The following is a 24,142-nucleotide window of genomic DNA, read 5'->3' on the forward strand; positions in this document are numbered from 1 at the left end:
GCCCTTCTTGAAGCACATCAAGATGGAAAGCTTCGGCGCGTTTTCCGGCAAGGTCGTCGGTCCCTTCGGGCCTCATTTGAACGTGGTCTTCGGCCCGAACGAGGCGGGCAAGACGACGACCGCGTCGTTTGTCCGCGGAGTACTCTTCGGCTGGGAAGAGGCGCGCGGGGTCCGCAACACCTACAAGCCGCAGGCGGCCGACCGCGCAGGCTCGCTGTTCTTCGATGACGGCGAAGGCGGCGAGATCAAGCTTTCCCGAAGCCGCAATGCTGAAGGCCTCAAGGGCGACGCTTCCCTCGTGCACGATATCGACCGCGAGACGTTCTCGACCATGTTCTCGCTCACCAGCGACGAGCTGCGCCGCCTGCGCAACACCACCGACGTCACGGCGCGCCTGCTCACGGCGGGGTCGGGCACAGGGACATCTCCCGCGCACGCGCTTTCCGTGGTGCAAGGGCGCCTTGCTGCCTGCACGTCGCGCGCCGCAAGTGCCGAGGAGTCGCTTGTGAACTTGGGCTCGCAGCTCGCGGACGCGAAAGAGGAGATGGCCCGCGCCGCCGAGATAGCCGAGAGCCTGCGTCGTAAGGACAAGGAATTCCACGAGATGGAGCCTGAGCGTGAATCGCTCAGCGCGCGCCTGTCGAAGCTGAACGCGCGCATCGAGGAGCTCACCGCATGCCGCGCGCGCATTGAGAAGCTCGCGGCGGAGCGCGAGGAAATCACCGAGGAGCACGCGCGCCTTGTCGAGGAGCAAACGCAGGCGGCGCTCGCGAAGCGGCGCGGGAGGCATGCGCTCCCTCGCGAGCTTATGAGCATGACGGCAGCCGAGGACCGTGAGTTACGCGATCGCATCGACGCCTTTGGCGACAGGGAATCGAAGTGCTCGCACAGCGTTGAACTGGCAAAATCGAATTACGCCGCATCGAAGGCGGCCTACGAGGTGCGTCTTGAGGCACCCGACACGCGCGAGATGGAGCTGCGCGCCCGCCATCAGCGTACGGCGCAGGTGGTGCTCTCTATCGCGCTGCCGCTTGTGTTCGTCGGGTCTGGTGTCCCCCTTGTGGTACATGGGCGCGAAATCTCGAGCCTGTCGTTTACGGCGCTCGGTTTGGGTTTGGTCGCCATGGCGGTCTTTCTCGCTGCGGGAGCGCTTGTGATGCTGTTCCGCCCGAGCAAGGAGCAGGAAGCTCGAAAGGCCGAGCTCCAAAGCGCGCAATGGGTCATGTTACAGGACAAGAAGAAATACGAGTCATGCCTTGCCGAGCAGGAGGCGCTCTCGGGGGAGATTCGCGCGTTTCTTGAGAGCCGCGGGCTGGGTGAGGCTTCGTCGAACCTGCGCCGTGCGCGGACGATCCTCGACGAGGCGAAAGATGCTCGCGGCGACATGGCCTTGCTCCAGCAGCGCTCCCAAGCGCTCACTGCGCGCCTGACCTCGCTCGAAGAGAAGATCGCGCGCAATGCCGATGCGCTTGCGAGCGCTTACACGCAGGCGCATCTGCCGAGCGAGAACGCGACGCTTGCGGCGCTCGACGCGAAGATCGCGCGCAAGGTTTCGCAGCGCACCAACCTCATGGAGGCCTTCGAGAGTACGAACCGAGCGTACGGCGAGCTCAAGCAGGAGCTTGCGGTGGCGCGTGGCGAGCATACGCTCGACGAAGTCCGCATGACCTACCAGCAGATTCGCACGCGCTACAACGAGTCGCTGCAAACTTTCGCGAGGCTTCTTCTCGCCCGTCGCATGCTCGAGATGGCGATATCCTCTTGGGAGAGCAAAAGCCAGCCCGAGGTGTATGCGCAGGCGAGCGAGCTCATGTCGCTTATGACCGAGGGTCGCTGGGTGCGCGTGTACATGACCGCCGACGGCCATCTGCGCGTCGTCGACTCCGTTCATACCGAGCGCGATCCGGTCCATCTCTCGCTCGGCACGTGCCAGCAGCTCTATCTCAGCTTGCGCATCGCGCTTCTGCTCGCCGCCGACAACGTGGGCCGTGCGATTCCCATCCTCGCCGACGACATTCTCGTGAACTTCGACTCCCGTCGCCGCCGCGGGGCCGCGCGTGCCTTAGCCGAGCTCGCGAAGACGCGTCAAGTCATTATGTTCACCTGTCACGAAGAGGTCGTTTCCGTTCTACGCGAAGTTAGTGACGCTACCAACGTCATCGAACTCGCCGTGTAACCCATACCTTATAATGCAAGGGTTGCAGGAAGAATGCCGATCGGCCTCGCTTGTGCGGGGCAGCGAAAGGATGAACGCTCATGCCCAGTACAGTTCTCGTCGGTGCCCAATGGGGCGACGAAGGCAAGGGTAAAATCACCGACCTCATTGCGAGCAAGTACGACTACGTCGTGCGCTACCAGGGTGGAAACAACGCAGGACACACCGTCATCCACGGTGACAAGAAACTGGCGCTGCACCTGATGCCTTCGGGCGTCATGTACGAGAACGCCATTCCCGTCATCGGAAACGGCGTCGTCGTCGACCCGGGCGTGCTCGTGAAGGAAATGGCGATGCTCCAGGCCGAGGGCATTTCGTGCAAGAACCTGAAGATCAGCTGCGACGCGCATGTCATCATGCCGTGGCACAAAGATCTCGACGGCGCTGACGAGAAGAGCCTCGGCGAGCACAAGATCGGAACCACCAAACGCGGCATCGGCCCGTGCTACCAGGACAAAGTCGCTCGCAAGGGCATCCGTATCCAGGATCTGTTCGACGAGAAGATCTTCCGTCTGAAGGTCGAGACTGCGCTCAAGCAGAAGAATCCCGTCCTGAGCAAGATCTACGGCCTCCACACCTACACGGTCGAAGAAATCTGCGAGGAGTACCTGCCTTACGCCCGCATCCTGAAGCCCTACATGGCCGAAACTGCGCACATGCTCAACAGCGCGCTGCGCGAGGGCAAGTCGGTGCTGTTCGAGGGCGCGCAGGGCACGTTGCTCGACATCGATCACGGCACCTACCCCTATGTGACCTCCTCTTCTTGCTGCGCGGGTGGCGCGGCGACGGGCTCGGGCGTGGGTCCGGCGAACATCGACCGTGTGCTCGGCATCGAAAAGGCCTACGTGACGCGTGTTGGCGGCGGCCCATTCCCGACCGAGCAGCGCTTCCCCGAGGACGGCGGCGTGGGCGAAGAGGCCGAAACTGGCGAGCTTCTGTGCTCTGTGGGCCACGAATTCGGTGTGACCACCGGCCGCAAGCGCCGCTGCGGATGGTTCGACGCGGTCATCGCGCGCTATGCTGCTGAGGTCAACGGCCTCACCGACGTGGCGCTCACCAAGCTCGACGTGCTTTCGGCGTTCGACACCATTAAGGTGTGCGTGGCTTACGAATGCAATGGCAAGCGCTACGACTACTTCCCCATGCAGCAAAGCGTGCTGTTCCACGCGAAGCCCATCTACGAGGAACTTCCCGGCTGGAAGGGCGAGGACATCACGGCTTGCAAGTCCTTCGAGGAGCTGCCCGAGAATGCACAGAAATACGTCGAGCATCTCGAGGAGATTACGGGCGTGAAGATCTCAATCGTCGCCGTCGGCCCCGATCGCGATCAGACCATCATGCGCGGTTGGTAAGCTTTGGGTTGCGCTCGCTGACTTTTGCTTAACCTGCGGGTTTTGGCTGTTTGGCCTGCGTATGTGGTTTGCCCGCAGTTTTGCGGTTCGGCTCGCGGGCTTCCCCTTGCTTGTTATTTGCGAACCTGAGAGAAAGGGTTTGTTGTGAACATTTTGGTGCTTGGCAGTGGCGGTCGCGAGCATGCGATCGCATGGGCGCTTTCCAAATCGCCTCAATGCGACGAGTTGTTCGTTGCCCCTGGTAACGGCGGCACGGCTGCGGTTGCGACCAACGTCAACGACGTCGATATGATGAGCGGCTCGTCCGTGCTCTCGTTCGTGCGCGAGCACGGTGTCGACCTTGTGGTCGTGGGCCCTGAGGCTCCGCTCGTCGCGGGCGTTGCCGACGAGCTGCGCGACGCGGGCATCTCGGTCTTCGGCCCCGACGCCGCAGGCGCGCTGCTCGAGGGAAGCAAGGCGCACAGCAAGGCGTTCATGGAAAAGAACGACATTCCCACGGCGGCGTACGCCACCTTCGATTCGTGCGATCCCGCGATCGCCTACATTCGCGAGCAGGGCGCTCCCATCGTGGTGAAGGCCGACGGCCTGGCGGCCGGCAAGGGCGTCGTCGTCGCTTCGACGGTAGAAGAAGCCGAGGACGCCGTTCGCGAGTGCTTCGACGGCAAGTTCGGCGACGCCGGCAAGACCGTCCTCATCGAGGAGTGCATGGCGGGCCCGGAATGCTCGCTGCTCGCCTTCGTGGCAAACGGCAAAGCGTTTCCCATGGCTCCTGCTCAGGACCATAAGCGCGCGTTCGACGGCGACGAGGGCCCGAACACGGGCGGCATGGGCGTCTACTCTCCCGTGCCCATCGTGACTGACGAGGAGATGGCCTCCATGGTGGCCATCATGGACAAGGCTGCAGCTGCTACGGCGGCAACCGACGATGCGCGCGACTATCGCGGCGTGCTCTACGGCGGCTTCATGCTGACCCCTGCAGGGCCGAAGATCGTGGAGTTCAACGTGCGCTTCGGCGACCCCGAGACGCAGGTGATCCTTCCTCGCCTGAAGACCGACCTTGTCGATGTGATGTGCGCCGTGGCCGAGGGTCGCGTCGACGATTTGTCGCTCGAGTGGGTCGACGAGTGGGCGGTGTGCGTCGTCCTCGCGAGCGCCGGGTATCCGGGCGCCTACGAGAAGGGCAAGGTCATCCTGGGGATCGACGAGGCCGAGGCGCTCGACGGCGTGTCGGTATTCCATGCGGGTACCAGTCACAACGCAGACGGCGAGCTCGTCACGGCGGGCGGGCGCGTGCTCAACGTGGTGGCGCTCGGCAAGACCTTCGAGGAGGCCCGCGAGCGCGCTTATGCCGCCTGTGACCTCATCAGCTTCGAGGGCAAACAGTTCCGCACCGACATCGGCGCGAAGGCCGCGCGCGGCCGTTCCGCCTGGGAATAAGAACGTTACGAAGGCGAAATAGCAGGGAAGAAGTTAGAATATGCTTTCTGAACGAATGCTGAGCACGGTGGTTCGCGCGTGCTCAAACCAATATCTGAAGCTCACGCCGACCGACGACGCGAAGGTCGCTCCGCCAAAGCCTGGGCAGCGCTACATGCTCTATATGCACGTTCCGTTCTGCGAGCGCCTGTGCCCGTACTGCTCGTTCAACCGCTTCCCGTTCAAGGAAGAGCGCGCGAAACCCTATTTCGCCAACATGCGCAAAGAGATGATGATGCTCAAGGATTTGGGCTACGATTTCGAGAGCGTCTACATCGGCGGGGGCACGCCCACCATCATGATCGACGAACTGTGCGAGACGATCGATATGGCGCGCGAGAACTTCTCCATTAAGGAAGTGTCGTCCGAGACCAATCCGAACCATCTTATCCCGAGTTATCTCGAGAAGCTGAAAGGTCGCGTCGATCGCCTTTCCGTCGGCGTGCAGAGCTTCGAAGACGGGCTGCTCAAGCAGATGGATCGCTATGAAAAGTACGGCTGCGGCCAGGAGATTATGGAACGCATCCAGGAGGCAAGCCCGTATTTCGTGTCCATGAACGCCGACATGATCTTCAACTTCCCGGCGCAAACCGAGGACATCCTGATCAACGACATCGAGCGCGTAATCGAAAGCGGAGCGAGCCAAACGACGTTTTACCCGCTCATGGCGTCGCCGAGCGTACAGCGCTCGCTTGCGCGCACGGTGGGCAAGGTTGACTACAAGCGCGAGCAGCGTTTCTACGAGATCATCTGCGAGCTTTTGATCGGCGGTGACAAGCCGCTGTTCGAGAACGGCAGCGCATGGACGTTCAACCGCTTGGGCACGGGTGCCGCGGGCGAGGACGCGATGATCGACGAGTACGTGGTCGACTATGAGGAGTACCCGGCAATCGGTTCGGGCGGTATCACGTATCTCGGCGAGAACATGTATGTGAACACCTTCTCCGTCAGCCAGTACAACGAGAAGATCGAAAGCGGTCGCATGTCCATCATGGGCAAGACGCACTTCTCCAAACACGACCGCATGCGCTACCGCTTCATGATGCAGCTGTTCGGCCTTCGCCTGGACAAGAAGCAGTTTAGGGAAGATTTCGGCTGCTCGATTGAGGCCGGCCTTCCCGCCGAGATGGCGTTCATGACTGCGGCGGGGGCGTTCGCCACCAACACCGACGAGGAAATCACGCTGACGCCGAAGGGCCGCTATCTCATGGTGGTCATGATGCGCCAGTTCTTTATCGGCGTGAACAACCTGCGCGATCAGGCGCGCGCGGCGCTTCCGGGCGAGGAGAAGGAGCTTCTGTTCGGCTGCTAGCGTCGATTCGAGCGGCCGCATGGGGCATAACCGGTAGTTGGTGGTCAACTGAGCGAGTTGTGTACTGGTTTGCGAGGCGGAATCCCAGGAAAAGCGCGCCGGCGTTCGCCTTTTCCTGGGGTTTGCTTTTGTCTGGCGCGAATCGCGATAAGCGAGGTCCGAAAAACGTCGCATAACTCTTCCAGTTGTCCATCAAGTCGCGGTACTCCTACAGAAAGAGAGCCCGATGAGCGTATCAGTCGTCCTTGGCAACGCCCCCGCGTATGCGGGTGGGGTGTCGTTCGCGCTCTTTTTGGTGCTGCTAGCCTGGGCGAGTGCGATCGACCTGCGCGAGAGGCGGATTCCCAACAAGCTAGTGGCAGCGATGGCGGTGCTCTGGCTTGCCGTGCGCGTTCTGCTTGCCGCGATAGCGGCCGCCTGCTCTGCCGGCGCCTTCGGCGTGGGTGCGCAAATGTGGTATGCGGCGTCGGCTGCATCCGTCGCGACGATGAGAGTGTCCCCCTTCGGCCTGACGCTTGGCGACGGGCTTGTGGGGGCGCTTGTGCTCGGGGGCGGCTCGCTTGCGGTCTCGATCGCGTTCGAGCACTTCGCCCAACGTCCCTCCATGGGAGGCGGGGATATCAAGCTGCTCGCAGCGGTCGGTTTGTTCCTGGGCTGGGAACGAGGGCTGTGGTGCCTGTTCGCGGCGTGTCTCGTCGTCCTTGTGATGCAGGCGGTCTCGCGCGTTCGCGAAGGCGGGAAGGGAATCGGCTCCCAGACGTTCCCGTTTGCCCCGGCGATTCTTGTGGGTGTCGTAATAGCTTCGATACTTTGAAAAAAACTATTGACGCGCTTTGCCATTTGCCATAAAATACTATCTTGCGTTTGCTCGAACGGATTCTCCGCGAAAGGCAAGCACGTATGGTCAGGTAGCTCAGTTGGTAGAGCAGCGGACTGAAAATCCGCGTGCCGAGGGTTCAAGTCCCCCTCTGACCACCATAAACTCAAGGCCCCGCTTCGGCGGGGTCTTTTGTATTTCTGGCTTTTCGGCTCTCGCCACGATTCAGATGCGTTTCCCTCGAGCGGAACGAGGGGGGGGCGGAATTCAGCGGCAGCGGGCTCTGGGCTTCGCTACGATTCAAGCACGTCCCCGTTGCGCGTGACGAAAATCGCCTTGCGGATGGCGGGATGTTCTCGCGCGAAGGCGAGCCCCCGCGCGGTGCCAAGTGCGAGCAAGGTGGTGGAATACCCCTCGGCATCGACTGATCGGTCGGCGATAACGGTTGCTCCTGCGGCGTCGGTTTCCACGGGCATCCCCGTTTCGGGCGAGAGGATATGGTGGTAGAACTTCCCGTTGACCTCGCAACAGCGTTCGTAGATGCCACTCGTCACCGCGGACGCGTCGCGAAGCGGCACCGCTCCCACGATAGCGCTCTCGTTGATGGGGTCGCGGATTCCGATATTCCACGCTGTGCCGCCAGGCTTTTCCCCGTGCGCTACCACGTTGCCTCCCAAGTTGATGAGGAAGTTCTCCAGCCCCGTTTCGACAAGGGCGTTCATGAACCTGTCGGCAATCCAGCCTTTGGCGATGCCTCCGACGTCGACCGCAGCTTGCGGGTCGGTGAGCTGGGCGAAATGGCGCCCGCCTTTTTCCCATACGCGGACCCCGCGCCAGTCGACATGGGTGACGGCTTCGCGAAGCTCATCCTGCGAGGGAATGATCGCGCGCCGCAGGTCCCACAGTTGCACGGCTGTGCCCATCGTGATGTCGAAGCGCCCGTCGCTGTCGGCGCAGTAGGAAAGCGCGCACTCCAAAAGGTCGGCCGTGTCGCGCGAAATCTCGATAGGGATGCCTTTCGCCCTGTTCAGACGCGAAATATCGGAATGGGGAAGCGTTCTTGAGAAGAGCCGCTCGAACCTGCGCGCCTCCTCTCGCACGCGCCCGAATGCCGAAAGGCAGGCTTGCTCGGGCGCGAACGCCTGCAGCGTGATTGCGGTGTTGAACGCGAGGAAGCGCTGTGCGACCATGCCTGCCTCGTTGGGGCCGCTTGTGTCGAGGAAGTCTTCTTGCGGAATCGCGTCTTGTGCGATGCCTGCTTCATTCATGCTATGCGCGCTCCTTGCAATGTGCGACGGCGAGGGAAAGTGCCAGCTCGCAGGTTCCTTTTGCAATCTCGGTGGCTCCTCGTTGCGAAAGCTCGCAGCCTGCAGCCGCCAGGCAAGATGCGGGAACGTTTGCCTTGTTCGTGAACCGATTCATGGTTGCATGGTAGCAAACTCTTGTGCTCCCTTGCCGCCACGCGATCTGCCTGCGCGCAACCACGCCCGATAAAAAGGTATCCCGCTCGCTTTGCGCTTGGGTGCTCGCGTTCGGGTCGCTTTGCTCGCCCCTGGAGTCGCGTTCGGGTTCGTTGCCTATCCTTTCGCGAGATTGCCCCACCTCGTGGCGTTTCTTCGTATGCTTTGGGTTTCTTGTGCGCTACACTGTTCCTCATGAAAACGGGGCAATTCAAACAAACGAGGGTGCGGAAATTGACCGCAGACGAGCTGGCCGAAATCGACCAGGCGGATTCTCCTGCGCTCAGCATGCTTTCGCGCTGGGCAAACAAGAAGATGCAGTGCGCGCATTGCAAGCGCTGCACGCTTCGATGCGAGGTGCTCAAGGAGCCGGGCCTCGATGTGGGCACGGTTCAAGAAGCGTACGACCGCGTCATGTCCCTTCCCGCTGATGAGCGCCCCGCCGCGGTGGCCGAGCTCATGCAGTCGAACTACGACATGTACCACGCGCTTCGCCGCTGCTGCTTCTGCGGTTACTGCACGGCGGACTGCGCGGTTCACATGCTCGCTCCCGACCGTATGCGCGACTGGCGTGAGCTGTTCATGCAATCGGGGCTCTACCAGCCCGAAAAGCTCACGATGGTCGACAACGAATGGCATATCTTCAGCGCCTACCGCGCCATCTTCGGCATTGGGTATCCCGAAATCGTCGCACTGCGCGATGCGGCGGCGTACGAGCCGGGAACGTTCGACACGGTGTTCTTCCCCGGGTGCTCGCTCGTGAGCTACGCACCCGATCTGACCCGCCGCGTGGGCGAATGGCTTACCGCTGCGGGATTCAAATGGTGCATGTCCGACGACTGCTGCGGAAGTCCGCTCATGAGCGCGGGCTTCTTCGATCGCGCCGCGGCGCATCGCGAGAAGATCTTCGAGCAGATAAAAGCCGCGGGCATCACGCGCATGGTAACTGTTTGCCCTGGTTGCGGTGAGGAATTCGCCGAGCTTATGGCCGACGATATCGATATCATCCCGCTGCCCGAGCTCATCTTGGAGCGCGGTCGCGAAATGGAGCGCACGGCAGGGGTCGCACTGCGCGCCGATGGCATGCCGGAAGACGTTGACGCGGCGGTTCGTGCAGCGGGCCTTTCCCCTTCGAACGTGCCTTCCGTCACCGTGTTCGACTCATGCCACGATCGCCATGACGGGCGCCATGGCCGGGCGATTCGCGGCGTGCTGCGTCGCTATATGCCGCAGGTCGAGATTCGTGAGATGGACGAGCGCCGCAAGCAGACGCTGTGCTGCGGGGCGGGCGGCGCCGTTGCAGGCTACGACCCCGACATCACGAAGCGCCGTGTCATGCGCGTGGTGGACGAAGCCCGCTCAACGGGCGCGAACACGCTTGTCACCATGTGCCCCACCTGCACGTACACCATCGCGCAGGAGAACCTGTCCGCAGCGCCCGAGCGCGTGATCGACAGCCATAACTACCTGGAGCTGTTCTTCGGGCAAACTATCGACTGGGCGGTCGTCTTCGACCAGCTTGGCTCCATGTGGACGGGCGAATACGGCCCGTGGCTGAATGCCACCTTCTTCTCGTAAGGAACCTTCGGGATTCTCATCGACCGCTCTGTAAGGTTAATGGGCTTCGAGGGCCGAAGCGTTCTGCGATTTGCGGAACGCTTCGGCCCGATATGTTCTATATCTTATCGAGGATAAATATATCCTTGACGTGGAATAATTGAAGAGCTATTCTTCTAATTGTTCCAAAGATTTCTCCTCGCTCCACTCGTCCGAGAACAAGGCCGCTTCCCCCGCGGCCTTTTCTCGTTTCTGGGGATGATTTGCGCACGTGCGCGGTGAGAGTGTGAGTGACGGGCAAGTCGCGAGGGCTGGAATGCCCGCGGACGCGGGATGCGCGCGGTGGGCGCGCGGTGGCAGGCGGGTGGGGGATGTACGAGGCAAGCAGGCGTGCAGCCTCGCGCGCCGATTGACCTTCCTCTATTTCCCCAGGCGGGGAAGCTTCTTGAGCAACGCCCAGGCGCGCTGCTTTCCCTCGGGGGTCTCAAGCATGCTCTCTAAATCCCGAAATGCCACGGCGTCGCGGCAGAAGATGCGGCTGGCCTCGTCGACAGGGACGTTTTGCCGATAAACGCGCGCGAGCCGGGCCGCTGCGGCGGCATCCGCCGCCACGATCGCAAGCGGATCGATTCCTTCCACAAGGGTGAACAGGTCGACATCGCCAAGCGGGATATCGTCGACGGTGAGGGTCACGAAGGCCAGCGCGCCGCCGTAGCCGAGGGCGGCCATCGAGCTTTCGAGGGCATGCTGTGCTGCCTCGCTTGCCTTGCGTGAGCCGATTGCGCAAGCGAGCGTCGTGCGCGATCCCAACACGTAGTCGGCGTACAGGTCCCAAACGAGGCTGCCGTTCGCCTCGTAAATGTTACTTCTTGTGGATTCTTTCACATCAATCCCCCGTTGCGTGGCCTGAAGGGGTATACCTGAACCCATGATAGCAAGAAACAAAGTGCCGGGTTTGCGATTATGCGCGAGGCGCGCCTATTCGCCCGACGCGATGAAGGAGGCTGTTTATGTGCACGAACGGTATTAACACTGGTCAATTCTCCCAGATGATCGACCAGATCGACGATCATATCAAGCTGGAGCGCCGCTGGGCCCACATGCTTGCCCACCAGGCGGGCGATGCCGGCTTTGCGCAGACGAATGAGAAGCTCCACAACGTGCAGGCGCTGCTCGACGACGTGCGCGCCATGCTCGACGAGGCGAAAGACGCGCTCGAGGACGACGCGGAAAGCGCTCCTGGTGTCACCGTCAACCTCGTGTAAGCGGCATGCGTCATGAGCAATGACCTCATGCGCTTCTCGGTGGCGATGCCCGAGGAGCTTTTGATGCGCTTCGACCAGCTGGTCGCTCGCCGTGGTTTGGCGAAGAACCGCAGCGAAGTGGTGCGCGACCTGGTGCGCGATGCGCTCGTCGAGGACGAGTGCGCGACTCCTGGCGTGGAGGTGATGGGCACGCTAACGATCGTGTTCGACCATCATGCGTCGGATGTGCAGGAGAAGCTGCACAACATTCAGCACGACTATTTCGGCAACATCGTGTCCACGCTCCATGTGCATCTCGACCAGCATCATTGCTTGGAAGTGGTGATTCTGCGTGGCGAGACCGGGCTCGTGCAGACCATCGCGAACCTGATCCTTGGCACGAAGGGCGTGAAGAACGGGCGACTGGTCCTCACCACCGCGGGTGAAGGATTGTAAAGGGGCTTTCGCGAAGGACCCTGCGGAGGGTTCCTACGAAGTTTCCGCGAAGGGCACCGCAAGGGGTTCTCTCAAAGAGTTTCGTCGAGGACTTTGCAGAGGGTTCCCGCAAAGGGCCCCCATAAAGGAAAAAGACGCGAGAAGCGCCCAGGTGGGCGGCCTGTTCGGTCGCAGCCTGGGCGCTTCGTCTTGTTCGCGCTAGTCTTTGGTCGGGAAGAACGGACAGCCTTCCTTGAGGCACTCGGCGTTTCTCGTGTAGAACGCGCAGGTCACCTTTTCAGGTACCTCCATTTCCACGCCGTGCATCTCCTTGGCGAAGGCGACGCCCTCGAGGATCGCCGTGAATCCCGTGCGCTTGCAGCAGCGCGGGCCTCCCAAATCGGCGAGCTTCCCCAAGATACGCGAGGTCAAGCGCTGTGTTTGCGCCCAGGGGTCGCGCGTCATGGGCGTCGACCCGGAAACGATCGACCACCACTGCCCGGCGCTCGTCGCGGCACCGCATGTGCCCCAGAACCCGCAGGTGCCGCCTGGCACGAGAAGCGAGCGCTTCTGTAGCTCGGCGAGCGCCTTCTCCAAGTCGATGTCGCCGCCGGCGTTCTTGTAAGCGGCCATGAGCGAAGCCCCGATGAGGGTGTGGTGCTCGGGTCCGTTCGGGTAGATCGACTTGTCGCTCATGATCTTCTGCGCGATGCGGATGGGATTCTTCGAGTCGGTCTCGCGGCATACGGCCATGATGTGCTCGACCCCGCCCGCGCGATGGCACGCGTCGCACACGTAGTGGCCTTCGACGCAGACGGAATGCCCCGTCTCCTTCTTACCGCAAATCTGGCAGGTGACGTCCTGCGCCTCCTTGAAGTAGGTAAGCGGCTCCCCGCACACCAGGCAAATTCCTTTTCCTGCTGACATAAATCCCCTCTCTCTTGCCTTTACCAGGCTAGTTCCACTTCACCGTCTTGCGAACGAGAAGCCCCACCAGGAAGTCCAAAATGGTGACAACGATTCCAACCATGATAATGCCCGCGACGACGTTCGTGTAGTTCGCGTAGTTCGTGTAGTTGATGACGAAGTACCCAAGCCCGCTCGTGGCGCCGTACATCTCGGCCATGACCAGCATCAACATGGCGGTCGGCAGCTGCGTTTTCAGTCCGGTCGCAACTGTGGGGTACAGATACGGCAGAAGAACCTGGAAAATCATCGTGGGCGTGGACAGCCCCATCATGCGCGCCGAGTCGAGGATGTGCTTGTCGAGGGACTCCACGCGCAGGATGGTGTTCAAAAGCGTCGGCCAGAAGATGCCGAGGAAGATAACGGCGACGGCCGCGGCTTTGAACGAGGGCAGAAGCATCACGAGATACGGCGCGAACACGATGGCCGGCACGGGTGCGAGCACGTGAGCGATGGGGTAGACCGCTTCGCGCACCTTGGGCATCCAGCCCACGAACAGCCCGATGATGTTGCCGGCGATAAGCGAGGTGATGAAGCCCTCTGCGAGGAGGATCATCGACGACGTCACGTTTTTGAGGAGCTCCTCCCATCGCGTGGGGAACACGGCGAACACGTTCTCGGGGTTGGGGATGAGCACCGGGTGCGTGAGCTTTAAGTCGGTCGATACGGTTTCCCAAACGATGAGCAGCAAAAGCACGACGATCACGATGTGGCATGTCGAGCGCTTTCGCCCGCCCGCGAAATAGCGCCACAAGAACAGCGCCTCGATGATCGCCGCGGCGACGTAGAAGGGGACGCTCGTCTTCGGGTGGACTTTGCCGGGGATCGCGATCGCTGCGAGAAGCGCCAGGAACAGCACGTTCGCCAGGATAAACGACACGGTGAGCACCTGGCGTGCGCGACTTTTGGTCGAGGCGGGTGCAGGCGTTTCAGTGCCTTCGACCTCGCTTTCGGCGGCGCGCGGGTTGTCTGCAGTAGGCTTTTTCCCGAGTGACATCAGCGGTCATCCTTTCCCGTTGCGGTGGCGTCGAACAGTTCCATGACCTCGCGTTTGATGTCGTGCAGTCGCGCATCCTCCACGATGGCCTCGGCGCTGCGGTCGCGGTCTTTCGGCAGGATGAATTCGCGCGTGATGCGGCGTGGCTCCATGAACACGATGCGGTCGGCAAGGATAAGCGCCTCGTCGATGTCGTGAGTCACGAAGACCGCCGTCTTGCAGCAGCCTTCGCCTTCGTTCCACAGGCGCAGCAGCAGCTCCTGCAGCTTGCCACGGATGAGCGGGTCGAGCGCGCCGAAGGGCTCGTCGAGCAGCATCGTTGGCGCGTCGATGCCCAGTGCGCGGGCGATCGCCACGCGCTGGCGCATGCCGCCCGAGAGCTGAAAGGGGTAGCGATTCGCGGCGTCTTCCATGCCCACCTGGGCAAGCAGTTCGAGCGCGCGCACCTTCGCCTGCTCCTTGGAGATGCCCTTGTTCGTCTGGCGGATCGAGAACGTGACATTCTTAAGGGCGGTCTGCCAGGGGAACAGGGAATAACTCTGGAACACGATCGACCGGTCGGGGCCGGGTCCTGAAACGGGGGTGCCGTTGATGAGGATCTCTCCCGAAGTTGGCATCGACAAGCCTGCGAGCAGGGACAACAGCGTCGACTTACCGCACCCCGAATGGCCGATGAGGCATACGAACTCGCCGTCGTCGATTTCCAGATTGACGTTTTCGAGCGCTAAATACGACTCGTTGTCGTCGATGTAGGAGTAGCTGACGTTCTTGAATGAGATGGCAGGCATGGGGTCCTCGCGATACCGGGTGGAAAAGACGCGCGCCCGCAAGCCCGGCTGCGGGCGCGCGCCGGGGGGAAGGTGATTAGATGCCGAGCGTGTTGTGCTTCTCGTATTCGGCGGCGAGCTTCTCGTAGAAGTCCTTGTTCTCGCCGCGCTCGATAAGCGCATCGAGCGCTGCCTTGTAGATGGTCGAGTCCATGTGCTCGACGATGAGCTCCTTGTTGGTGTCGTCGATGTCGCCGTTGTCGATCATATCGCCGTAGAACGCCTTCACGTCGTCGGTGTAGGGGTCCATCTCGAACTTCATCGCGGCAACGTAGTCGCCCTTGCCGTACGTGATGTTCTCGATGTACTCCTCGGGTTGGCCGGAGTACTCAACGATGGTCGCGATGGTTCCCTCGTGGTCGCTTTCGATGTCGTAGAGGGCGCGCAGGTTGGCGATTTCGAACTTGATAAGCGCCGAACGCTTCTCCTCGAACGCCTTGCGATTCGTGGTCTGGCGGCAGCAGGGGAATTCCTTGCCCGTCAGCTCGTTGGGGCGAAAGGCGACAGCGCATTTGCCGCCCTGCGTGGCGACATAGCCGTAGCCGCTGTTCACGAAGCACATGTCGATCTCGCCGTTTTCAACTGCGGCAACTTCGGCAGCGGAGCTTTCCAGCAGGATGAACTCCACGTCCTTGCCGTCCTCGATGCCGTTTTGGCGCAGCCAGCTCTTGGTGATCATGTGGCCGGTCTCCATGCGGAAGCAGCCGATCTTCTTCCCCTTGAAGTCTTCCGGCTTCTTGTAGGAGTCCTTGTTCTCGATAAGCGTGACGCACTCGGAGCCGTCGGCGACGGTGCCGCCGAAGATGACCAGGTCATCGCCTTGTCCGATATAGGTGCAGGAAGGGATGGAGCCGAAGGGGAGCACGTCGGCGGTGCCGTTGGAGAGCGCAGGCATTGCCTCGGGGAAGCCGCCCGACACGGTCTGCGTGGCGACGTTGAGCTTCTCCTCTTCGTAGTAGCCCTTCTTGAGGGCCAAGATGATGGCGGCGATCTTCGAGTCCTTGCCCAAAAGCACGATGTTGAGGTCTTCGGTGTCGGCCGAAAGCGTGTTGTCGTACTTGCTTTCGGGGGCGTCGGTTTTTGCCTCGGACTTGTCCTCGGTCTTCTGCTCGCTTGCGCATCCGCCGAGGGCGGCGATGCCGGCGAGCGCGCCCGCGGCTGCCGCGCCCTTGACGAAGGTGCGGCGAGAAAGGTTGTTACTGATTTGAGCCATTCGGTTCCCTCCTTGGCTTGGTGGAATGTCCCCTATAAAGACGTGATTCACATATAGCACACAAGCTATCATTAGACATATGACAATAATCTAAAATGTCACTATTCTTCTTGCAAAGGTAGTTGATGAACTGCGAAAATGCTATTTGACAAGTATGAATTAATGAGGCTGGGCTCATAACAAATCGCGGACCCCCACGCCCTGCCCCACGCCCCCGCATCTGCTGTTTGCCTGCTAACCCGTCGGTGGGCCATGCCCCGTTGCACTTTCTGGCGTATGATGGGGCAAACCGAGAAATCGTTTCATCCACGAAGGGGGATTCATGTCCAAGAAGGAAAAGAAACAGAAGCTGGGAAAACTCGCCCAGGCGGCGAAGCGCGCGCGAAAGGGTAAGGCGTTGGCCGGCGAGTGCTCGTGCAGCCAGCCCACCGAGCGAGCAATCGTCGCATTCGACCAATGGCAGCCCTCGCCTGTGCCCGCCGCGGAATCGGCAACGCTTCCGCCCTATAGCTCGGATGCGTCTTACAGCTGCTCCGACGATGCCTACGCCGGGCGCAAGAAAACAGTTGTCGTCGACTTTTTGTACCTCGATCTTACGGTGTGCGAGCGCTGCCAGGGTGCTGACAAGCGCGTCGAGCGCGCGGTCGAGCTGTGCCGCCCGGTGCTTGCCGCATGCGGCTACGACATCGCGCTGAACTCGGTAAACGTCGACAGCGAATGGCTTGCCGAGCAGTATAACTTCTATAGCTCGCCGACCGTTCGCGTGAACAACGTCGACATCTGCCCCTCTATCGAGGAGAACGACTGCGACTGCTGCAGCGACATCGCCAACTACGATGTCAAGTGCCGCCTGTTCCCGTTCAACGGTACGTACTACGAGGTGCCGCCGACGGATTTGCTCGTGCGCGGCATCATGGAGGTCGTGCTCCAAGGCCGCACGGCCGAGCCTGGTGCCGACAAGCCCTACGAGTTGCCCGAGAACCTTGCTGGGTTCTTCGCCGGCAAGCGCAAGAAGGATGCGGAGAATCGTGCTGAGCAGGGCGAGGGCGAGAGTTGCTGCGGCGACGGCGGCGAATCCTCCTCGTCGAGCTGTTGATAAGCGACCTGCGGACGGTCGCCCGCAAAGAGCTCGTTATGCATTGTTTCGCGCAGATAAAAGACAATGCATAGCATTAGATTTAGTCTATTACTTTCAAAAAATGTAGTAAAATGGTGTTAACAATGCGGGTGCGCAGTTGATGTGCATCCGCGCTGCATCTTTAGGGAAAGTAAGGAAGGACGAAAATGGAACTCAACCTCAATCGCCGCCAGTTCGTCGCGGCGGGAACCGTTGCTGCGATGGGCGCTATGGCCGGTTTGGCAGGGTGCTCCTCGAACGATTCCAAGACCGATGCCAAGACCGACGACAAGAAGGTCGAAGCTCCCGAGAAGCTCGTGTTCGCGTGGGAGCCGGGCGCTTCGGAGGGCAAGTACGAGAACATGCGTGACCTCATCGCCGAAGCGATGGCCGAGGGCGCGGGCGTGCCGTGCGAGCCGATGACCACCACCGACTACAACGTGTGCATCGAGGCCGTGAACTCGGGCAAAGCCCATTACGCCTCGCTCGGTGCCAAGGAGTACGTTGAGCTCCACAAGAAGAACCCCGCAGTCGAGGTGGCCTGGGTCCTTTCTGACGGGGAAGGCAAGCTGAACCAGGTTTCCTACCATTCTCAGGTTCTCGTGCTTGACGAGAACGCCGACAAGTACAAGAAGGGCGATTCCTACGAGCTTACGCAGGACGCCATGAAGGGCAAGAACATGTCCTGGGTCGAGCTTTCCTCGACTTCGGGCTACGTCATTCCCTCGATCGCGCTCGCGACCGAGTTCGGCATCTCCGACTCCGAGGAGCTCGGCGAGTCGGGCAAGTTCTTCAACACGGTGCTCTTCGGCGGCAGCCATGTGAACTCCATCTACAACGTGCTCACTGGCGACGCCGACTTCTGCGCGTGCGACGACACCGGTGCGGCGAACAACTACAACGTCATCGAGGGCAAAAACGGCGAGCTCGGCGCCCTTTACGAGATTAAGTCCGGCCTCGAGGCTCCGCTCGACAAGTATGCAGGCGTGAAGCTGCGCTGCGTGTCGTCCCTGCCCGTTCCCGCGGTTCCCTTCGTCGTGAACACCGATTACGTTCCCGAGGACATGAACAAGCAGGTCATCGACTACATGTGCTCCGACGCGGTTTCCGGCAACAAGGAGCTGTTCAAGGACCCGAGCGACAAGGATACCGTGACCAAGTGGAAGCAGACCACGGGCAAGGTCACCTTCACCCCTGCCGACGACTCCTATTACGACGACTTCCGCAAGCTCATCGGCGAGGAATAGCGCTCTATGCCGCATACTGGGTGGCATAGCTGAAAGGGAAAGGAGGCGCCGGTGGGTGCGACTGAGACATTGCTCCAGGTCGAGGGGCTGACGAAAAGCTACGATGGTTCCTCGAAGGCGCTCGAAGACGTCTCCTTCTCCATGAATCGCGGGGAGTTCGTCTCCCTTATCGGCAGCTCGGGGGCGGGCAAGTCCACGCTCCTGCGCTGCATCAACCGTCTGATCGACCCGACTTCCGGCTCCGTCGTGTTCGATGGTCGGGAAACGTCGTCGGCTCGCGGCCGCGCGTTGCGCGAGATCCGCCGTCGCATGGCGATGGTGTTCCAGGGGTACAACCTGGTCTATCGGTCGACGGCGATAGAGAACGTTCTTCAGGGCCGTCTTGGTTACAAGAATTCCCTCACGGGCGCTCTCAGCATATTCACGGAAGAGGAGAAGCGCGCTGCGTTCGACGCCCTCGAGCGCGTGGGGCTCGGGTGCTGCGCGTACATGCGCGCCGACCAGCTTTCAGGTGGGCAGAAGCAGCGTGTCGGCATCGCCCGTGCGTTGGTGCAAGACCCGCTGCTCATCTTGGCCGACGAGCCCATCGCAAGCCTCGACCCAAAATCGTCGAGAACGGTGATGGAACATCTGCGCTGGGCCGCAGACGAGCGGGGAATCGCCTGCTTGGTAAGCCTTCATCAGGTGGAATACGCGCTCGAGTTCTCCGACCGCATCATCGCGGTGTCGGACGGCAAGCTCGTTTTCGACGGGGCCCCTGATGATTTGACCCCAAGCATCATCGCGTCGGTCTATGGCGAGGAGGATTCCTCGAGCTCGACTGCGGAGTGCTGCTGATGGCCCTTCTCAAGAAGCGCGGATGCGTCGGTTGCCAGTCGGCTGGCGAGCCGCTCGCAGGCGAGGGGAAGGCGTCGCCCGACCCGCTGTTCTTCCCGAAACGACACGCATCCTATGCAGGCATTCTCATCGCCTTCCTCGCGGTGACCTTCGTCGCGGGTGGCCACATCGATTTCAGCTTCCTTGATGCGGCCAAGGATTTCCCCGGCGGTTTCGTGTGGTTCGTCGACCAGTTCATGCCGAACGCCAAGGCGTTCGACCAGATGGGGAAGATTACCTCCGCGCTCGCTATGACCATCTTGGACGCTATCGCCGCGGGTACGCTTGCCGCCATCATCGCGTTCGTCCTGGCCGTCATCGCCTCGCGTGTATCGGGCGTTGGCGGCCCTGTTCAGATGGTCATCCGCGCGTTTGCGACGGTGCTGCGCAACATCCCGACCGTCGCATGGGGCTTCATCCTGCTTTTCTCCTTCAAGCAGGCGGAATTCACCGGTTTTCTGGCGCTGTTCTTCAAGAGCCTCGGTTTCCTGACGCGCGCCTTCATTGAGACGATCGACGAGGCGGACGCGGGGTCGATCGAGGCGCTCAAGGCAACGGGCGCGTCGAAACTCCAGATTATCGTGCACGGCGTCTTCCCGTTAAGCCTGACGCAGGTGGTGAGCTGGGTTCTCTACATGATCGAGACGAACTTCCGAGACGCGACGCTCGTCGGCATGCTCACGGGCACGGGAATCGGGTTCGTGTTCAACTGGTATTACCGCACGTTCAAGTATCCTACGGCCGGGCTCGTCATCATCTGCATCGCCGTGGCGGTGATCGTCGTCGAGGCGGTTTCCAACTACGTGCGCCGCCGCATCGGCGCGCCCGACGGCCATTCGGGCGAGATGCGCGCCTCGCGCGGGAAGATCAAGGTGCGCGTTCGCACGACGTCGGGCACCGTGCTCGCCGTGCTTGTCGCCTTCCTCACCGTTGCGACGACCTACACGATGGTGAACATGGGCTATGGCTCCGCCGACACGATGCAGGCGACGTCTGATCTGGCCGAGTACTTCAAGCTCATGTTCCTCTCCCCCTATCTTTCGAACTACACCTGGGCCGATATGTTCGAGGGGCTCGCCGTCACCCTCTGCATCGCGGTGCTGGCGACGGCGGGCGGCGCGCTTATCGCGCTCGTGCTGTCGCTCCTTGCAGCGAGCAACCTGTCGAACAAGCTTGTAAGCAACGTCATCAAGACCGTGATGGCCGTCATCCGTTCGGTTCCTACGATTATTTGGGTGCTCGTGTTCACCGTTGCCATCGGGCTCGGCTCTGAGGCCGCCGTGATCGGCATGATGTTCCACACCGTTTCCTTCCTGACGAAGGCGTTCTCCGAGGCGTTCGAGGAGGTCGACCGGGGCTCCCTCGAGGCTCTCAAGGCGACGGGCGCGACATGGTGGCAGCAGGTTGCGCGCGGCGTGTTCCCCGACAAGCTCAACGAGATTCTGTCGTGGGTGTTCATCCGCTTCGAGAACAACTTCGTCGGAGCGGTCACCGTCGGCGCCATCGCGGGCTCGGGCGGCATCGGCTACTATCTCTACATCGTTGCGAACTACATGTTCAACTGGCACGAGATGGGGCTCATCATCTATCTCTGCCTTGCCGTGTCCGTCACGTTGGAAATCATCGCCACGCAGCTGCGCAAGCGCTTCATCGTGCATCGCTAGCGCGGGGCGAACGGGTAAGATGGCCGCATGGAATCATTCGAACTGACATTGACGCATTATTCAGGCGATGGGGAAAGCGTCGTCGTGCCGGAAGGCGTGACGGTGATAGCGCATCGTGCGTTCGCGAACAACGGTTCCGTGCGCGAGGTCTTGCTGCCCGAGGGCGTCATGGAGGTGGCGAGCCAAGCGTTCGGCTCGTGCGTGCATTTGCGGCGCGTCTCGCTTCCGGGCTCGCTTGAGGTGCTCGGCCCCGCCGCGTTTCGCGGGTGTCGCGAACTGCGGGAAATCAGCCTTCCAAAGAAGGTGAAGACCCTCACCGGACAGGTGTTTCTTCGTTGCTTCCATTTAGAGGAGGCCATCTTGCCCGAAGGGCTTGAAGTGATCGAGAACGAGGCGTTCCGCAAATGCGGCGATCTTCGGTCGATCGACCTCCCGTCAACCGTGAACTGGATCGGCGAGCGATGCTTCAAAGATTGCGCCTCGCTTGAGGAGATAACGCTGCCTGCGGGGGTGCGATCGCTTGAATCCGAGGTATTTGCGGGGTGCGCGAGCTTGCGGGCGGTTCGCTCGGCTTGCGCGCTCGACTACATCGCGCCCGACGCGTTCGACGGCTGCGCAGCGATCGAGGTGCGCCCATGGACCGAGTGATCCCGTCGGCCTGCCAGGGGTGCCTGTCGAACTGCCCCGTGCTTGTCACGATGGAAGGCGGCCGCGCGGTGAGGGTTCGCGGCAACGCGGCGAGCGCGGCGACGGGCGGCAGCGCGTGCCCAGCCCTCGCGATCACGCTCGAGCAGGAATACGACCCCGACCGCGTGTCGACGCCGTTGCGTCGTCGCAATCCCCGAAAGGGCCGCGGAGTGGATCCCCGGTTCGAGCCTGTGACGTGGGATGAGGCTCTCGATGAGCTTGCAGATAGGATGATGACCCTGCGTCGCGCGGGGCATCCGGAGCGCTTTGCCCTCGCGAAGGGGCGCTCGACCGGCATCAACGAGGTGCTGACGCGCGTCCTCCCCGAGATTTACGGCACGCCGAACAGCTTCAATCATGATTCCATCTGCGCCGATGCCGAGAAGCTAGCGACTGGCGTGATGGATGGGGCATACGACTACCATGATTACGATTGGGAGCATCTGGAGTGCGCCATCCTGTGGGGTGCCGATCCTATTGCCTCGAACCGCCAGAAGGCGCACGCCAGGCGCGCCCTTCCCGAGGCTCTTCGTCGCGGTGCGACGGTTTATGTTGTCGACACTCGCCGCTCGATGACGGCCGAGCTCGTCGAGAGGGAGGCTCGCCGCAAGGGCAGCGCGAGCGCTGGAGACTCGAACGGCTTGACGGCGTCGGACGCAGGCGGCTCGGGGTTGTGCGACTTGAGCCCGCGCGATTCGGCGGCCCACGTTTCGGGCTTGCGCGCCTTTCCCGCGGCGGAGCCCTCCGACGCGGGATGCTGGGCTCCCGTCGTTCCCGGAACCGACGGCGCCCTTGCGTCTGCCATCGCCCGCGTGATTCTCGTCGAGGGGCTCTGGAACCGCGATTACGTCGGGGATTTCAAGGATGGTAAGAACCTTTTCGCTGAGGCCGCCCAGCTCAAAGGCGCAGTCGATGAGGTTTTCTTCCAGGAGAGGTTTACGCATGGCGTCTGCGCATGGTGGAACGAGGAGCTTTTCGACAAGACGCCCGAATGGGCCGAGGCGGAAACTGGTGTCCCCGCATCGCTCATCGTGCGGATGGCGCGCACGTTTGCGAGGGCGGGTCAGCGCTCGGTGTCGTGGATTTCTCCGGGCGTCGCCATGTCGGCCCGCGGTCTTTACTCGGGGATGGCCTGCTATGCGCTCAACGGCCTTGTCGGGTCCATCGGGGCGGAAGGCGGCGTGCTCGCCTTCCCCTCGCTTCCTGTCAAGAAGCTTCCCAGCACCGAACCGTATCGCGATGGCGCGGCTCGTCGCGCATGCTCGTCGCCTCGCGTCGATATCCCCCAGCGGGCGGACTTCCTGTGCGCTAAAGCAGGCCGGACGCATCGCGCACCGGTGACGAACCTTATCCCCGAGGCGATAGAGGGCGGGCGCGTCGATATGCTCGTTGCCTACTGGTGCAATTACCCGTTTTCGTGCACGGGCGCCTCGCGGTGGGAACGCGCGCTCGAGAAGCTTCCGTTCCTCGTGCATGTGACAACCCATGTCTCGGAGATGTCCCAGTTTGCGGACATCGTGCTGCCTGCGCGCCATCATCTTTTCGAGACGTGGGGGTTCGCGCGCTGCCGGCAGAACAAGCGCTCGTCGATTGTGCTCGAGCAGCCTTGCGTCGAGGCTTTCGGCGAGTCGCGCAACGACGAGGCGGGCCTCGCCTTCGCATTGGCCGAAAAGCTCGCCGACCGCGACTTTCCTGCGGTGCTCGACTTCTTCCAGCGCGAATGCACCGACCCGTGTACGGGGGCCGCGCCGGCGTCGGGGGATGAGCTCGCCGAATATGCGCTCAAAGCGATGACCGCGCCGTTTTGGCGACCTGACGGTGCAGGCGACGCGGGCGTTTCGGAGAGAGCTTGGCGGGTCTTCCTCGCGAAGGGCTTCTGGGAAACCGACCCCGTGCGCGGCCGCCAAAAGGGCGAGGCCCCTTCGCCTCTTCCCACACCATCGGGGTGCTTTGAGCTTGAAAGCGGTGCGCTCCGCCGTGCCTTCGAGGACCATGCGCTTCGCTACGGGGTGGACCCAACCGATGCGTCGGCATTGCTCGGGTACGAGGCGCGCGGGCGCAAAAGCCTTGTACCGCATTATGAACCGCCTGTTCGAGAGGGAGATGAGCGCGAATTCCCCTTCATTTTCTCCCAACACCGTTCGATTGCGAACTTGGAGGGCCGTTCGGCGAACGCCCCGCTGTATCACAAACTGAAGAGGCTTGACCCAGGGGATGAACCAGGGGACGACGTGGTGAAAATCAACCCGATCGATATGGAGCGTCTTGGCCTTCGGTCGGGTGACGCGGTGCGCGTGTCGTCGCCCGAGGGCTCGATCGTCGTGCGCGCAAAGGCATGGGACGGTGCGCTTCCGGGCGTGGTTGTGAAATGCTATGGGCAGGGACATTGGGCGTATGGGCATGTTGCCTCGCGCGACTTTGAGCAGGGTATTTCGCGAGGAGGCAACAACAACGAGATCGTCCCGCCCGAATGGGAACGCGCGAGCGGCGCGACGGCGCGCCACGGGGGTCTTGTTCGCGTGCGCATCGAGCGCGCGTAGGCTTCGCGCTCTTCGCATGTGGGCTTGCGAGTGAATCGTCATGTGGCTTATCGGGCCGTGCGCTCTTATTTTGTCCAGAAGGGGTTGAGGAGCTTGTCGGAACGGTAGCGCCGTCCCGCGTCCCTGCATCTGCTGTTTGC

20 protein-coding genes and 1 tRNA gene are annotated in these 24,142 nt (G+C 61.8%); 15 read left to right on the top strand and 6 right to left on the bottom strand.

Annotated features, from left to right (window positions below):
* The first annotated feature begins 7 nt into the window (after positions 1-7).
* The 6 genes from ACMRQN_RS06130 to ACMRQN_RS06155 all read left to right on the top strand — a co-directional run bounded on the left by ACMRQN_RS06130 (position 8) and on the right by ACMRQN_RS06155 (position 7,333).
* Positions 8-2,176 (top strand): ATP-binding protein, encoded by a 2,169-nt coding sequence (locus tag ACMRQN_RS06130; protein WP_418734242.1) that lies wholly within the window; start codon positions 8-10, stop codon positions 2,174-2,176.
* An 80-nt stretch (positions 2,177-2,256) separates the two neighbouring features.
* Complete coding sequence (locus tag ACMRQN_RS06135) at positions 2,257-3,567, top strand: adenylosuccinate synthase (protein ID WP_418734243.1); 1,311 nt, start codon at positions 2,257-2,259, stop codon at positions 3,565-3,567.
* A gap of 144 nt (positions 3,568-3,711) precedes the next feature.
* The gene (purD, locus tag ACMRQN_RS06140) at positions 3,712-5,004 is read left to right on the top strand and encodes a phosphoribosylamine--glycine ligase (protein ID WP_418734244.1); all 1,293 of its coding nucleotides are present in this window, start codon (positions 3,712-3,714) and stop codon (positions 5,002-5,004) included.
* A 40-nt stretch (positions 5,005-5,044) separates the two neighbouring features.
* Entirely contained in the window at positions 5,045-6,355 is a 1,311-nt protein-coding gene (locus tag ACMRQN_RS06145) for a coproporphyrinogen III oxidase family protein (protein ID WP_418734245.1), read from the top strand.
* 226 nt (positions 6,356-6,581) lie between these two features.
* Positions 6,582-7,169 (top strand): prepilin peptidase, encoded by a 588-nt coding sequence (locus ACMRQN_RS06150; protein ID WP_418734246.1) that lies wholly within the window; start codon positions 6,582-6,584, stop codon positions 7,167-7,169.
* 88 nt (positions 7,170-7,257) lie between these two features.
* Positions 7,258-7,333, top strand: a tRNA-Phe gene (locus ACMRQN_RS06155).
* Between the two features lie 132 nt (positions 7,334-7,465).
* On the opposite strand, the gene ACMRQN_RS06160 is transcribed toward ACMRQN_RS06155, so the two are convergent.
* A complete protein-coding gene (locus ACMRQN_RS06160) occupies positions 7,466-8,440 on the bottom strand; it encodes an FAD:protein FMN transferase (protein ID WP_418734247.1) in 975 nt (324 codons plus the stop codon).
* A gap of 426 nt (positions 8,441-8,866) precedes the next feature.
* Here ACMRQN_RS06160 and ACMRQN_RS06165 point away from each other — a divergent pair, with 426 nt between their 5' ends.
* Complete coding sequence (locus ACMRQN_RS06165; RefSeq protein WP_418734248.1) at positions 8,867-10,210, top strand: (Fe-S)-binding protein; 1,344 nt, start codon at positions 8,867-8,869, stop codon at positions 10,208-10,210.
* Between the two features lie 399 nt (positions 10,211-10,609).
* Here ACMRQN_RS06165 and ACMRQN_RS06170 read toward each other — a convergent pair whose 3' ends face one another.
* Positions 10,610-11,074: a hypothetical protein gene (locus tag ACMRQN_RS06170; protein WP_418734249.1), complete on the bottom strand. Its 465-nt coding sequence runs from the start codon at positions 11,072-11,074 to the stop codon at positions 10,610-10,612.
* Between the two features lie 125 nt (positions 11,075-11,199).
* Here ACMRQN_RS06170 and ACMRQN_RS06175 point away from each other — a divergent pair, with 125 nt between their 5' ends.
* Both ACMRQN_RS06175 and nikR read left to right on the top strand, forming a co-directional pair.
* Positions 11,200-11,454, top strand: coding sequence for a dynein gamma chain protein (locus ACMRQN_RS06175; RefSeq protein ID WP_418734250.1), 255 nt, complete (start codon positions 11,200-11,202; stop codon positions 11,452-11,454).
* A 12-nt stretch (positions 11,455-11,466) separates the two neighbouring features.
* Positions 11,467-11,889: a nickel-responsive transcriptional regulator NikR gene (nikR, locus tag ACMRQN_RS06180; protein WP_158049136.1), complete on the top strand. Its 423-nt coding sequence runs from the start codon at positions 11,467-11,469 to the stop codon at positions 11,887-11,889.
* Positions 11,890-12,087: 198 nt separating this feature from the next.
* Here nikR and ACMRQN_RS06185 read toward each other — a convergent pair whose 3' ends face one another.
* The 4 genes from ACMRQN_RS06185 to ACMRQN_RS06200 form a co-directional block, all read right to left on the bottom strand.
* Positions 12,088-12,795, bottom strand: a complete 708-nt coding sequence (locus tag ACMRQN_RS06185; RefSeq protein WP_418734251.1) for a DUF5714 domain-containing protein — start codon at positions 12,793-12,795, stop codon at positions 12,088-12,090.
* A 28-nt stretch (positions 12,796-12,823) separates the two neighbouring features.
* Positions 12,824-13,831: an ABC transporter permease gene (locus ACMRQN_RS06190; RefSeq protein ID WP_418734252.1), complete on the bottom strand. Its 1,008-nt coding sequence runs from the start codon at positions 13,829-13,831 to the stop codon at positions 12,824-12,826.
* Complete coding sequence (locus ACMRQN_RS06195; protein ID WP_418734253.1) at positions 13,831-14,619, bottom strand: ABC transporter ATP-binding protein; 789 nt, start codon at positions 14,617-14,619, stop codon at positions 13,831-13,833. The genes ACMRQN_RS06190 and ACMRQN_RS06195 overlap by 1 nt, the downstream gene beginning before the upstream one ends.
* 76 nt (positions 14,620-14,695) lie before the next feature.
* Complete coding sequence (locus ACMRQN_RS06200; RefSeq protein ID WP_418734254.1) at positions 14,696-15,871, bottom strand: ABC transporter substrate-binding protein; 1,176 nt, start codon at positions 15,869-15,871, stop codon at positions 14,696-14,698.
* A 322-nt stretch (positions 15,872-16,193) separates the two neighbouring features.
* On the opposite strand from ACMRQN_RS06200, the gene ACMRQN_RS06205 reads away from it, so the two are divergent.
* The 6 genes from ACMRQN_RS06205 to ACMRQN_RS06230 all read left to right on the top strand — a co-directional run bounded on the left by ACMRQN_RS06205 (position 16,194) and on the right by ACMRQN_RS06230 (position 24,002).
* Positions 16,194-16,967, top strand: a complete 774-nt coding sequence (locus ACMRQN_RS06205; protein ID WP_418734255.1) for a DUF2703 domain-containing protein — start codon at positions 16,194-16,196, stop codon at positions 16,965-16,967.
* A gap of 188 nt (positions 16,968-17,155) precedes the next feature.
* Entirely contained in the window at positions 17,156-18,235 is a 1,080-nt protein-coding gene (locus ACMRQN_RS06210; RefSeq protein ID WP_418734256.1) for a PhnD/SsuA/transferrin family substrate-binding protein, read from the top strand.
* Positions 18,236-18,286: 51 nt separating this feature from the next.
* Positions 18,287-19,072, top strand: a complete 786-nt coding sequence (gene phnC, locus ACMRQN_RS06215; RefSeq protein ID WP_418734257.1) for a phosphonate ABC transporter ATP-binding protein — start codon at positions 18,287-18,289, stop codon at positions 19,070-19,072.
* Positions 19,072-20,775, top strand: coding sequence for a PhnE/PtxC family ABC transporter permease (locus tag ACMRQN_RS06220; RefSeq protein ID WP_418734258.1), 1,704 nt, complete (start codon positions 19,072-19,074; stop codon positions 20,773-20,775). Before phnC ends, ACMRQN_RS06220 begins: the two co-directional genes overlap by 1 nt.
* 27 nt (positions 20,776-20,802) lie before the next feature.
* Entirely contained in the window at positions 20,803-21,423 is a 621-nt protein-coding gene (locus ACMRQN_RS06225; protein ID WP_418734259.1) for a leucine-rich repeat domain-containing protein, read from the top strand.
* Entirely contained in the window at positions 21,411-24,002 is a 2,592-nt protein-coding gene (locus ACMRQN_RS06230; protein WP_418734260.1) for a molybdopterin dinucleotide binding domain-containing protein, read from the top strand. Before ACMRQN_RS06225 ends, ACMRQN_RS06230 begins: the two co-directional genes overlap by 13 nt.
* The last annotated feature ends 140 nt before the right edge of the window (positions 24,003-24,142 follow it).

Source organism: Ellagibacter sp. (assembly GCF_048412355.1).
GTDB lineage: Bacteria > Actinomycetota > Coriobacteriia > Coriobacteriales > Eggerthellaceae > Ellagibacter.